At 40.8% G+C, this 13153-nt stretch carries 8 protein-coding genes, 1 pseudogene, 2 CRISPR repeat arrays and 1 other annotated feature; of the genes and pseudogenes, 5 read left to right on the top strand and 4 right to left on the bottom strand.

The window, feature by feature from the left end; genetic code table 11:
• On the bottom strand, positions 1-227 hold a 227-nt coding region (locus BJN41_RS07025; RefSeq protein ID WP_070154200.1), incomplete at its 3' end, for a transposase.
• Positions 228-942: 715 nt separating this feature from the next.
• On the opposite strand from BJN41_RS07025, the gene BJN41_RS07020 reads away from it, so the two are divergent.
• The 5 genes from BJN41_RS07020 to cas1f are packed head-to-tail and all read left to right on the top strand — an operon-like array spanning position 943 to position 5775.
• Positions 943-2115, top strand: a complete 1173-nt coding sequence (locus tag BJN41_RS07020) for a type I-F CRISPR-associated protein Csy1 (protein ID WP_070154197.1) — start codon at positions 943-945, stop codon at positions 2113-2115.
• On the top strand, positions 2112-3014 hold the full coding sequence (gene csy2, locus BJN41_RS07015) for a type I-F CRISPR-associated protein Csy2 (protein ID WP_070154195.1): 903 nt from the start codon (positions 2112-2114) through the stop codon (positions 3012-3014). Before BJN41_RS07020 ends, csy2 begins: the two co-directional genes overlap by 4 nt.
• Positions 3015-3039: 25 nt before the next feature.
• Positions 3040-4146, top strand: a complete 1107-nt coding sequence (csy3, locus tag BJN41_RS07010) for a type I-F CRISPR-associated protein Csy3 (protein WP_070154194.1) — start codon at positions 3040-3042, stop codon at positions 4144-4146.
• 1 nt (position 4147) lies between these two features.
• On the top strand, positions 4148-4819 hold the full coding sequence (locus BJN41_RS07005; RefSeq protein ID WP_070154192.1) for a type I-F CRISPR-associated endoribonuclease Cas6/Csy4: 672 nt from the start codon (positions 4148-4150) through the stop codon (positions 4817-4819).
• Between the two features lie 2 nt (positions 4820-4821).
• Positions 4822-5775, top strand: a complete 954-nt coding sequence (gene cas1f / locus BJN41_RS07000) for a type I-F CRISPR-associated endonuclease Cas1f (RefSeq protein WP_070154190.1) — start codon at positions 4822-4824, stop codon at positions 5773-5775.
• 96 nt (positions 5776-5871) lie between these two features.
• A CRISPR array of direct repeats spans positions 5872-10281; the repeat unit is 28 nt; unit sequence GTTTGCCATCGCCCAGATGGTTTAGAAG.
• 47 nt (positions 10282-10328) lie between these two features.
• Here cas1f and BJN41_RS06995 read toward each other — a convergent pair.
• The 3 genes and pseudogenes from BJN41_RS06995 to BJN41_RS06980 form a co-directional block, all read right to left on the bottom strand.
• Positions 10329-10586 (bottom strand): annotated as a pseudogene (locus BJN41_RS06995) (integrase core domain-containing protein); the annotation flags it as partial.
• Between the two features lie 36 nt (positions 10587-10622).
• A protein-coding gene (locus BJN41_RS06990) for an IS3 family transposase (protein ID WP_141730384.1) occupies positions 10623-11842 on the bottom strand; the annotation gives its coding sequence in 2 pieces (ribosomal slippage) (positions 10623-11566 and positions 11566-11842; 1221 coding nt in all).
• Positions 11451-11567 (bottom strand) — a sequence feature (AL1L pseudoknot). (Overlaps the previous gene by 117 nt.)
• 77 nt (positions 11843-11919) lie before the next feature.
• Positions 11920-12847: direct repeats of the CRISPR family, unit length 28 nt; unit sequence GTTTGCCATCGCCCAGATGGTTTAGAAG.
• 64 nt (positions 12848-12911) lie between these two features.
• Positions 12912-13153, bottom strand: a 242-nt coding sequence (locus BJN41_RS06980) for an integrase core domain-containing protein (protein WP_141730354.1), incomplete at its 5' end; no start/stop codon positions are given.

Here is a 13153-nt window from a genome sequence, read left to right as displayed (position 1 = left end):
TTTAGCCGCTCATCAGCATACATGCGTTTTAAACGGGCATTTTCAGCCTCAAGTTCTTTAAGCCGCGTCATCATTGAAAGATCCATGCCGCCATATTTGGACTTCCACTTGTAGAATGTAGCAGAGCTCATACCATGTTCGCGGCACAAGTTCGGTATGGGTGTTCCTGCTTCAGCTTGCTTCAAGATACTCATGATCAAGCTGTCTGAATACTTAGATGTTTTCATAGAAAATCTCCTTAAATCAAGGTTATTCGATTTTCTACTTTTAAACTCAATTATTTTTAGGGAGGATTACCATACAAGTGTCAAAAACTCTACTTAAAGTTTTGTCCAACCACACAAGTCTCTTATTTGTAATTCTTATCTGATGGATGTATTCCATTTCACCTGATTTATGTTGAACAATTATTTTACGGTGAACCATAAAACCACTACTTTCAGATCTTGCATAGCCAAGCCATAATTTGGAACGCTTAAATCTAGGACAGTATCTCCAGATATTATTCAATCACGCTAGCCTAGTTTTTGACGGACAGACTAGCGTGACCTCCAAAAGAAAACCAATAGGGTATTTAACCATCTTAGCGATGGAAGACCATGATTAACAACAAAAAAAAGGAATACCCTATTTTTCTAAACCATTAAAAATGGAAAAAATCATACAACCTATTGGCACACAGCCAAAATATAGTGAATATTTTTCAAACAATCAACTAATAACTTCTAAAAATATAAATAATATTACCCAATAGCGTATTATTTTCTTTTGTTTTACTTTTCTTGCTTGCTTAAAGGTTTTTTTAAGATTATATTTGATCAAAGCTTAATCACTCTTAACAACCAATCATCAGTGTTAAGACTTCTTTTAAGAAGAAAAATAACCTGAATAGAATTTTTAAAAATAGTCATACGTTTTCCAAAGATTACAGAGTATCTAATAATGACTTCAAAACATCTCGATGAAGATATCTATCAACAAGCCTTGGCTGAATCTGTTCACCATAGTCTAAAGATCACTAATTCCAATATTAAAGGAGGAGGTATAAGAGTCTCTAATTCCGCACATTTAGATCTACCCTATATCTCTGTTCGAACTTTATTAAATGAAAATATTTTAATTCCTGTTACTTACCATACTAACTCAGGTAACACAGCCACATTATTTAAAGTGATAAATGCAGTACAACTGAATGAAGATACGTCCACACTAGATGAAGAGTTTCAACAGAATGTATTCACTCTACGACCTCATTTTAAAAAAGTATTATCAAAAGGCTTTTCTTGTGGGCTAAACACAATCGATATTCGTATGCGTCAATTATTGATTCCGTATAATAGTGATGAATATCTTTCTATTAGCCCTCTTGCAGCACCAGGTTTGAATTTGGTACTTAATGAAAAACTTGAAGCAATTAAAGAACTACGTAAAGTAGAGGGAAAAGACTCAAAGCTCAAAAATATTAAGTCAGCAGTATTTGGCATAGGTGGAAGCAACGTTCAAAATTGTGGCACTCCACCTTTAATGCGTGCAATACAACGCCCTATTGTTCTTGGCTCACCCACCCTAGATCCAAAAACTCGTTTAGCTTTTCAGTATTTTTATAAAGGCTTTGATTACCAAATTTCAAATGCCTATATCAATCGAGCGATGTATCAGGAATTGACTACATATGCAAAATCTTTGATTGAACAACAAAAACTAAGTTTGAAGGTAGGCTTCCATGAACATGGTATACACGCCCCTTTTTCAAATATGCAAACACGTGCAGCAGAATTAACCACTATTCAGAAAGTTATCGATGATGTTCTGCAACAAGGGCAAGACATCCTCCAAATTTTAAAGGCTGTTGCAAATGATTTGCCTAGTTTAAAAGTGTTGGAGAGAAAATCGAGGTGGAGCCATCCGCGTGTATCTCTGATCGCTCAAGGCTTAATTAATCCTGAACTACAACAATTTGAAGATTGGCAACAGCTTTTTGCAGATGATTTAGCAAGACGAATCACGAAACACAGTTATTGGAAAAAAGAGATTAAAAATACGGTTGACATTAGCCTATCGGAAGCTGATGCCAAAAGCTTCCTCTCACGTCGTATTCAGGAGCTTTTAAAATGAGTTGCTTCGTCGTTATTCCATACATTAAAGTGCAAGCAGCAAATTTTCAGAGCAATGGCTTAATTATGGGTGGTGCTCCACTGATGGCTGCTGCCATGTTTAGCCATCATCTTGCTCGTCAAATTGAAGCTGAAGATCTTGGTTTTTATTATGTGCACCATGATATACAACCACTTGGTGGAGAAGCTTATGGTCGCTTCACTCCAGCACAACGACGCGGCGCGACATTCATTGGTAAAACAGATTACTCATCAAAAAATAAATATGCGCTTTCACTACAGCCTACTGCAAGCTGTCATTTGCTGTTCAGTTTAGTGATTGAATTTGACGCTAGACGTCCAGATCTAGACACATTAGTTCAAACTATCAAAAGAAGTAAATTTGCAGGCGGTCATATTCTCGAGTTTGGGAAAATTCAAGATTTTAATGATGCTGAAGATGCCTTGGCTCAGATCAGCTCTGGCTTTTTAATTCATGACAGGAATGATTTATTAACCGCCTATCAAAAAGCATATCAAGTAAATCGCTTACAAGCCTTTAGCCAACTTTTAGCGCATCGTCCGCAAGCTAAAAATAGTGATACACCTATTTTAGAACATTTACCGAATGAAAACTTAGCATGGCTTTCTGCAACAACTTTAGGTTATGCCTTACTTGAACAACCAACTGCTGATCGTACTGGGATTCGCCATGCCGATGATCAGGATGAAACCCAGCATGCCTATGCAGAGCCTTTAACAGGCTTGATTCAATATCACTCACTTAATTCAATCTTGAATGAAATCCGCCTTGAAACATCAATTTATCCCGATGACTATTTAGAACAAATCCAATGGTCGTATCACTGGATTCAAGATGACGTTTTTTTATTGCAACAAAATCAACAGTTCAACAACTAATTGACATTTATAAGGAATAAACATCATGTCTACATTTGAAAATTTCAAAAAATTACCGGGTAGCCTTTCTTTACAACGCGGAACATTAATCAGTGATGCTGCCTTCTATCATTTGCATGCTGATGGCAAAGAAGAAGCGCTACATGTGATGTATCATGGTATTCGTGGTACTCAAAACGTGGCAGGCAATAAAGATAAAGGTGCTGCTTCGGGTAACTCTATCGCCCGTGAAGTTTCCAATATTCAAATGACAGAATCGGCGAAACTTTTGCCCGATGCTAAGCTTCTAGTCAAATGGGATTTACGTTTTATTGATTTAAAACATATATTTTTTGCTAGTTCGACAGGTAAAGGAAAACCCGAAGAAAAAGCACAAGAAAAAGAATTTAGAAAAGCATTTGCAGATTTCGTAATAAAGGCGAAAGAAAGCAAAGGCCTACAAGAAGTTGCTTGTCGCTACGTGCGTAATATTGTCAATGGACGTTGGTTATGGCGTAATCGCAGCGTTGCAGAACATATTTCGATTAAAGTCAGCGAAATTATTGAACATGATCAAAGTCAGACGACTAAAAGCTATAAATTAATTGCTGAATTTAATGCTTTGGATTACAGCCTAAAATCATTTGATGATGTTTCTGAAAGTGAAAATAAAATTGCCAATATCTTAGTTAAAGGCATGCAAGGAGATGTCAATTCAGGATTACATATTGAAGCGATTGTAGATTTTGGCATGGGCGGTATTGAAGTCTTTCCATCTCAAAACTATTTAGAAAAGAAACAAGATGGTTTTTCACGTTCTCTTTACCAATTAAATCCCAAGTTCCCTCTAAAGGAAGCAAATGATAATCAGTTTTTGGGACAAGCAGCGATTCGTGACCAAAAAATTGGTAATGCCTTACGCACCATTGATACTTGGTATGACAAATTTTTAGAAAATGATAGTAAACCAATTCCTGTAGAGCCAAATGGCGCAAGCCTAGACGCACAGGACTTTTTCCGTGTAGACAAAAAGAAAAAAGATTCTGCTTTTGATATTTTAAAAGAAATTCGCAGTTTAGACCCAAATAGCGATAAAGGTATGTTCTTAATAGCCTGCTTAGTTCGTGGCGGCGTTTACTCTGAGGGAGAGTAATATGCAACCCAACTATTATCTTGATATTCGTATTTTAGACAGTGCGGATGATGGTGAGCTTACCCTCACCCATCTGCGCAATCAAATTTACAGTATTGTGCATGGTGCTTTTCGAAAAATGCCAGAAAAATTTGCCTTAGCTTTAGAAATTTCACCACGCCAGCAACGAAAAATGCTGACCAAAGAAGCAAAATATAATTATCCCATAACACCAAATTATGATGTTTTACGTATTTTTGCATCGGAACAAGATGATTTAGATCAATTGGTTGAGCGCATTAAAGGTCATTGGAAAATCAGGGACTATGCTGTACTCAATCATCCTGTTGCTGTACCTATAGCAAAGGTGACGGGTTGGCGCTGTTATTTTCGTTTTCGATTACCAACCTTAAAAGCTGAACCCAATTTTTTAAAGAATTATCCTGAACGAGAAAGTTTACACACCAAACGCCTTAATAAAGCCAAGAAACTTCCTTACTTTAAGGTCATTAGTCAAAGTACTGGGCAAAGTTTTACGGTTCCTATTGAGATTTTTGATATTAATTTTGAGGAAGAAAATTTTGGACTTCCTGAAAATTACAAGGATGTTAACGTGTTAAAAAGTGGTTTGCCTGATGGGTATGGCCTAGCACGAAAACAACACGCTTTCGCATTACCTGTGTTTGAGGTATAAAAATGAGTGATTTCCGTCAGCAACGCAGTCGTGCTCTGATGTTATCTAAACGAGCCTGTGTATTTTACCTTGAGCGGGTACGTGTCATGCTCAAAGATGATCGGATTGTGTATCTGACGGATAACCTTCAACCGATGGAACATTTTTATAATATTCCTGAAAAAAATACGGCGTTCTTATTGCTCGGTAAAGGCAGCTCCTTAACCGATGCTGCCGCCCGTCGTTTGGCAGAATCTAATGTTATGGTTGGATTTTGTGGTTCAGGCGGTTCTCCTCTCTTTTCATCACTTGATCTCACTTTCCTCGCACCACAAAGTGAATATCGCCCAACCGAATATATGCAAACGTGGATGAGAGCTTGGCTTGAAGATGATGCTCGCTTACTGATGGCTAAAGTTTTACTAAGCGAACGTGTGTCTATTACTGAAAAAGCATGGAAAAAGAATATCAACTTAATACAACACGGTATATCGCTTGACCCCATTGCTATGACACGTTTTCTACAAGATATTGATTTGGCAAATAATCAAACAGAATTATTAGCAGCCGAAGGCCGTTGGGCAAAAAGTCTCTATAAACAACTTGCATCGGGTTTAAATTTTGAATTTAGCCGTGAGGAAGGAAAAGGGTCGCATGAGTCCTTACGTGATATTGCCAATAGTTATCTAGATCATGGTAATTACATTGCTTATGGTTATGCTTCTGTCACACTAAATGGTATGGGAATAAGTTTTGCCTTACCTATTTTGCACGGTAAGACACGTCGTGGTGGTTTAGTTTTCGATATTGCAGATTTAGTAAAAGATGCTTTTGTTATGCCACAAGCGTTTATTTCTGCCAAAAATGGACATAATCAAAAAGAGTTTAGAATGCAACTGATTGAATCCTGCCAAGATCAGGATGTCTTAGACTATATGTTTAACTTCATTTCTGAGCTATGCAATAAAATCAAATGATTTCAAAAGTTTATTGATTTTTGTTTTTTTGATCTATTTTCACTCTTTAAAAACCTATATCATTATTATCTAGAGCTTTTTATGATAAAAGTTCTAGTTTGCCATCGCCCAGATGGTTTAGAAGATCACCTACGTTAGTGCTGTTGTGTAGACCTAGTTTGCCATCGCCCAGATGGTTTAGAAGTCTAATTGCAAGTAAGCATTTAGAGTTAGTTTGTTTGCCATCGCCCAGATGGTTTAGAAGTGACTACACGCACATCGAAAAAGATGGTACGCGTTTGCCATCGCCCAGATGGTTTAGAAGAAAGCGGTGGAAGAACTCGATTTTGAAACCATGTTTGCCATCGCCCAGATGGTTTAGAAGAAAAACAAGCATCATCGCTATAGCAATTATCAGTTTGCCATCGCCCAGATGGTTTAGAAGTTGCAGGTTTGAACTTACCTGAAGCCGATAAGGTTTGCCATCGCCCAGATGGTTTAGAAGTGAATATCGTGCGACACGTGCGGCATTGCTGCGTTTGCCATCGCCCAGATGGTTTAGAAGTCTATGTTCTACTGCATGAATACTCTCTGGCTGTTTGCCATCGCCCAGATGGTTTAGAAGTGTAGCTTCTGCTGCAGAATCCCCTTGTTCACGTTTGCCATCGCCCAGATGGTTTAGAAGCTGTCGCCTGCGCCGTTCATGTCAAAGCTTAAGTTTGCCATCGCCCAGATGGTTTAGAAGAAATCTATAGAGCAGAGATTTATTTTCCCAGCGTTTGCCATCGCCCAGATGGTTTAGAAGATTGCAAGCCTGGAATAATCACAAGCAATAAAGTTTGCCATCGCCCAGATGGTTTAGAAGATTTATCCAGGCATCTTCACGTGCATTACGATGTTTGCCATCGCCCAGATGGTTTAGAAGTTCGCCATGAGGCAGCAACACGTTTGGCAGAGGTTTGCCATCGCCCAGATGGTTTAGAAGGTTTTGATGGTAGGGTCGGCAATACAGTGCTAGTTTGCCATCGCCCAGATGGTTTAGAAGGAATCCACAGACGGCGCAGCAGAACGCTTCAAGTTTGCCATCGCCCAGATGGTTTAGAAGGTTATAGGATGTTCGGCGCAGGCAGGGTTTTCGTTTGCCATCGCCCAGATGGTTTAGAAGTTTGCATGGAGCCAGCAGTAAAAGCGCATTGCGTTTGCCATCGCCCAGATGGTTTAGAAGAATGGTGCTTCATTAATAACTTGTTCTGGCGTGTTTGCCATCGCCCAGATGGTTTAGAAGATATTTAATAGAGCAGCTAACTAATAAAATTAGTTTGCCATCGCCCAGATGGTTTAGAAGAACAAGGCCCAAGGTGGCATAGACGATATGAGGTTTGCCATCGCCCAGATGGTTTAGAAGTTTATCAACAGCAATCTGCGCCAAACGCTGCATGTTTGCCATCGCCCAGATGGTTTAGAAGTCAAACAAAGTGTCATCCATGCCATACGGCTTGTTTGCCATCGCCCAGATGGTTTAGAAGTTACAGCAGTGATTCAGGGGCAAGGCGCTATTGTTTGCCATCGCCCAGATGGTTTAGAAGATTCAACATGATTGAGATTGACCAACTGCCGCGTTTGCCATCGCCCAGATGGTTTAGAAGATCAATAATTCAGGTGCATAAACACGGCCAAAGTTTGCCATCGCCCAGATGGTTTAGAAGTTGAATACATGAACCGCATTATCCTCAGCTGCGTTTGCCATCGCCCAGATGGTTTAGAAGATGATGGAAATGGCAGGCGGTGCAGTAGCTAAGTTTGCCATCGCCCAGATGGTTTAGAAGTATGCTGTTTTTCGGCAATCCCKACTCGTTTAGTTTGCCATCGCCCAGATGGTTTAGAAGAAAACATTCGCCGTATCAATCAATTCAAGATAGTTTGCCATCGCCCAGATGGTTTAGAAGACTGAGCGCATAAGCATCAATAGATAGAAAAAGTTTGCCATCGCCCAGATGGTTTAGAAGAAAATCGCAGATAAAACTTTAATTAATGCTAGGTTTGCCATCGCCCAGATGGTTTAGAAGTTCGATATTCTGCGATGCACTGACCGGATATGGTTTGCCATCGCCCAGATGGTTTAGAAGTAACTAGGGAGGTTTTCTTTATCGTCTAGAATGTTTGCCATCGCCCAGATGGTTTAGAAGTGTATTGATTGGCAACAACTCAACAAGTCGTCGTTTGCCATCGCCCAGATGGTTTAGAAGAATCATGGCATCCAAGTCCCGAAGTCCTGTATGTTTGCCATCGCCCAGATGGTTTAGAAGATAAGCGCCTTTTGTCCTAAAGTTAGGAATATGTTTGCCATCGCCCAGATGGTTTAGAAGACCGCTACACGCTGAGCATCTGTTAGCGAATAGTTTGCCATCGCCCAGATGGTTTAGAAGTTGATCTCTACAACATCGAGACGATCAATGTAGTTTGCCATCGCCCAGATGGTTTAGAAGTAGAACTTGACCAGTGATCCCAATCTGACAAAGTATGCCATCGCCCAGATGGTTTAGAAGATTGCTGTTTGCCTGCGACTGCTAACTTTTCAGTTTGCCATCGCCCAGATGGTTTAGAAGAATTTGCTCCTGTAAAAATCTAGTACCCACATGTTTGCCATCGCCCAGATGGTTTAGAAGACCAAGCCGTGACCGTTGGAAAGAACGCTCCAGTTTGCCATCGCCCAGATGGTTTAGAAGCCAACGGCACTAAACCATATCTTGTTCGGGGCGTTTGCCATCGCCCAGATGGTTTAGAAGTTACGCATGGTCGCGTGATTATGAGATAACGCGTTTGCCATCGCCCAGATGGTTTAGAAGAGTATTTCAGGCTTTGATGAAATAATCATTTTGTTTGCCATCGCCCAGATGGTTTAGAAGTGTTGGTTTTCGATGAACTCTTTACGCTGTTTGTTTGCCATCGCCCAGATGGTTTAGAAGAAAAGCAGAGTATTCAGTAATGAAATCATGCTGTTTGCCATCGCCCAGATGGTTTAGAAGATTTGCACACACCGCTATCACACTTCGTATGGGTTTGCCATCGCCCAGATGGTTTAGAAGCACAATCACAAAGTATGAATTACAAAAATTTGTGTTTGCCATCGCCCAGATGGTTTAGAAGTTCGCTACTGTGAAACCAAGACAGGTGAAGTGGTTTGCCATCGCCCAGATGGTTTAGAAGTTAACCTCAGTTGCTCTATAAAGATATTCACCGTTTGCCATCGCCCAGATGGTTTAGAAGCATTGTTCAGGATCTTCGGCTTTAGCCTTAATGTTTGCCATCGCCCAGATGGTTTAGAAGACTGTGGCAACTGCAGCAGCCATAGCTACAATGTTTGCCATCGCCCAGATGGTTTAGAAGACCATGGCATAAAGCAAAAATTTTACCATCCTGTTTGCCATCGCCCAGATGGTTTAGAAGTACAATCAATGCAATTCTTGAACAAATCACGCGTTTGCCATCGCCCAGATGGTTTAGAAGTTGGGTTTATCGTTTGAAGTTGTTGCGATTGAGTTTGCCATCGCCCAGATGGTTTAGAAGTTGTGGCAGGCATACCGCTATAAATATCCGGAGTTTGCCATCGCCCAGATGGTTTAGAAGTTCAACACAACCGAATTGAACTGAATAAGACTGTTTGCCATCGCCCAGATGGTTTAGAAGATCACCGCCCACAGCATTTTTAATTTCAAATTGTTTGCCATCGCCCAGATGGTTTAGAAGAAAAGATCGGTAAAGTTGATTATTCAGAATTGGTTTGCCATCGCCCAGATGGTTTAGAAGGATATTTACGGAACTGCCCAAACCAAAAACCTGTTTGCCATCGCCCAGATGGTTTAGAAGAATCATTAGCAACTGTTCTAAACACCTTTTTCGTTTGCCATCGCCCAGATGGTTTAGAAGTACATCTATGCGGATCCTGGTCTTGGTAAAACGTTTGCCATCGCCCAGATGGTTTAGAAGTGAAAAGCCTAAACGTGGCAGTAAGCCAAGCAGTTTGCCATCGCCCAGATGGTTTAGAAGTAAACCGGTTGGATCGGTTGGTGTACGTTCACGTTTGCCATCGCCCAGATGGTTTAGAAGTTTGGTGACGCTATCTATGATTTAGATGGAATGTTTGCCATCGCCCAGATGGTTTAGAAGTTGACATCAAAAGCAGCATCACTTGCTGAAATGTTTGCCATCGCCCAGATGGTTTAGAAGACCAAACAAACAGAAAAGACAAAATTATTAGGGTTTGCCATCGCCCAGATGGTTTAGAAGTACGGGGTGAGTTGAAACATACCAATCACCATGTTTGCCATCGCCCAGATGGTTTAGAAGCGTTTGGCGATGAAAATGCTTGGTGGTTATTAGTTTGCCATCGCCCAGATGGTTTAGAAGACTGGTGTTGAAGATGGCAGCCTATTTTGGTCGTTTGCCATCGCCCAGATGGTTTAGAAGCAAACTTCTGACACATCGATTGTGCCAAAAAGGTTTGCCATCGCCCAGATGGTTTAGAAGATTTGCTATGAACCGTACCGGGTTTGTCGGAGACTTTTTTATTTAAGTTAGGCCACCTGACCTAACGGGTTAATCTTATCATAGTACATTGCTTCAAACTCAAAAGGCGATACATAACCCAGTGCACTGTGTACACGCTTTTTATTGAACCAATCTACCCAGTTTAGTGTCGCAAGTTGTACATCTGCTAAACCTTGCCAATCTGCTTTTAAATATTCAATCACCTCTGTTTTGTATAAGCCATTCACCGTTTCAGCCAAAGCATTATCGTATGAATCACCAGTCGTACCGACTGATGCTCGTAANCCGTACCGGGTTTGTCGGAGACTTTTTTATTTAAGTTAGGCCACCTGACCTAACGGGTTAATCTTATCATAGTACATTGCTTCAAACTCAAAAGGCGATACATAACCCAGTGCACTGTGTACACGCTTTTTATTGAACCAATCTACCCAGTTTAGTGTCGCAAGTTGTACATCTGCTAAACCTTGCCAATCTGCTTTTAAATATTCAATCACCTCTGTTTTGTATAAGCCATTCACCGTTTCAGCCAAAGCATTATCGTATGAATCACCAGTCGTACCGACTGATGCTCGTAAATTTGCTGCTTCTAAACGATTGGTATAACGAATGGAAAGATATTGCACACCTCTGTCGGAATGATGAATCACATTCTTTGGCATGCCTCGATCGTGCAATGCTTGCTCAAGTGCATCGAGCACCATATCTGTATTCATCCGTGTAGATACTTTCCAGCCAACAATTGCTCGTGAGAACACATCAATAATAAAGGCGGTATAGACCCAGCCTGAATGAGTTTGAATATACGTAAAGTCACTGACCCACAGTTGGTCAGGATGATCAGCAGTAAAATTACGTTTCACTAAATCATCTGCTCGTTTTTGGTCATCTCGGCTACGGGTGGTTTGTTTGTTCTTACCTCGCCAAACACCTTGTATACCTAGTTTTTTCATTAATCGAGCAACAGTACAGCGTGCAATAATATAGCCTTCACGTTTCAGTTTTTGCCAGACTTTACGTACACCATACCGACCTGAACTTTCCTTCCAAATTCGTTTAATCTCCTCAGCATGATGCAAGTCATGTAAATCTCGCTTTGCTCGATGTTCTGGATTTTCGCAGAGATCTAGAGTCCGGTAATAGGTTGAGGGTGCGATCGGTAAAATTCTACAAATCGCCTCGACTCCGTACAGCTCTTTATTATTATGGATAAAATCCACCATTATTTGTGTGGGCGGTCGAGCTCCGCCTGGGCGAAAAAAGCGGCTGCTTTACGTAGAATTTCATTGGCACGTTTTAATTCTTTAATTTCACGTTCCATTTGCTTCATTTTTTCTTGGTCAGATATCTGTTGTACTTTGGCAGGATTTAGTTGATCCATATGCTTTAAATACCAAACACGCAATGTTTCAGGAGTACAACCGATTTTAGGCGCAATAGCTGTGATTGCTGCCCAAGTAGAAGGATAATCTTTTTCAGATTCAATTAGTAATTGAACCGCTCTTTCTCTAATTTCGGGGGTATAGTTTGGTTTTTTCATCGGAATAGTCTCTCAGAATATTGAGTCTCCGACAAACCCGGTACGGTTCACTAAGCCCTCAACTTCCCCTTCACTCAGTTTGCCATCGCCCAGATGGTTTAGAAGTTTAACCCAAGGCGTATCACTTTTAAGCTCAAGTTTGCCATCGCCCAGATGGTTTAGAAGTACATGCGTCTATATCACGATGGTATTTGAATGTTTGCCATCGCCCAGATGGTTTAGAAGAAGTAAAGGTTTGACCATTTCTGGTAAATAATGTTTGCCATCGCCCAGATGGTTTAGAAGTTCCGGCACCAAAACAAACCCATCTGGCACCGGTTTGCCATCGCCCAGATGGTTTAGAAGAATTGGCTGGTCATGTTCTGATAGTTCAGGATGTTTGCCATCGCCCAGATGGTTTAGAAGAACACATAAGGCATGTGCTTTGGAATAAGTTCGTTTGCCATCGCCCAGATGGTTTAGAAGTGAAGAATGGCTGCTGCCTTGAACCAACTGACGTTTGCCATCGCCCAGATGGTTTAGAAGTACAGCTGACCGTGTTACGGTTCAATCCGCTGGTTTGCCATCGCCCAGATGGTTTAGAAGGTTCCCGCTGGGTATGTTTTAGTGCCAAAAGAGTTTGCCATCGCCCAGATGGTTTAGAAGACGGAATCATGGACATCGAAACACTTGATGGTGTTTGCCATCGCCCAGATGGTTTAGAAGAAAATTACGCGCATAGCCTTTCATACTTCCAGGTTTGCCATCGCCCAGATGGTTTAGAAGCGCAGCAGTAACTACAACTCCAGCAAATGCATGTTTGCCATCGCCCAGATGGTTTAGAAGTAAAAACATTCATTGTTGCTTTTGATAAAAAAGTTTGCCATCGCCCAGATGGTTTAGAAGTAGTCGTGGCAATGGGATATTTCAAGTAAGTCGTTTGCCATCGCCCAGATGGTTTAGAAGTACGCAACTCGGCGTGTTGGGGTTTGCTGTTTGTTTGCCATCGCCCAGATGGTTTAGAAGATGTCGCCTTGTACTAGCTCAAACCTGATCTGACAGTTACCCATTTTTTATTGTGCCTGTCAGGTTAAATTTGAGCTAAATTTTTCTCAGCCCAAATCCGTTTTCCATCAAGTAAAGTTTCAAGTGGTGTACGACCACAGCACATTTTTCCTTGATGAGTCCGTTCAGTATTATAGAATTTCAGCCAATCGTCTAGATCAACTTGTAATTCTTCCAATGAGCTATAAAGCTTCTTCCTAAACGTAATTTGATAGAACTCCTGCAAAATCGTCTTATGGAAACGCTCACATATACCATTTGTTTGCG

The sequence above is a fragment of the Acinetobacter towneri genome, assembly GCF_001758345.1.
Classification (GTDB): Bacteria; Pseudomonadota; Gammaproteobacteria; order Pseudomonadales; family Moraxellaceae; genus Acinetobacter; species Acinetobacter towneri_A.
Note: the sequence above shows the minus strand (reverse complement) of the source record. Positions and strands in the feature narration are given on the sequence as shown.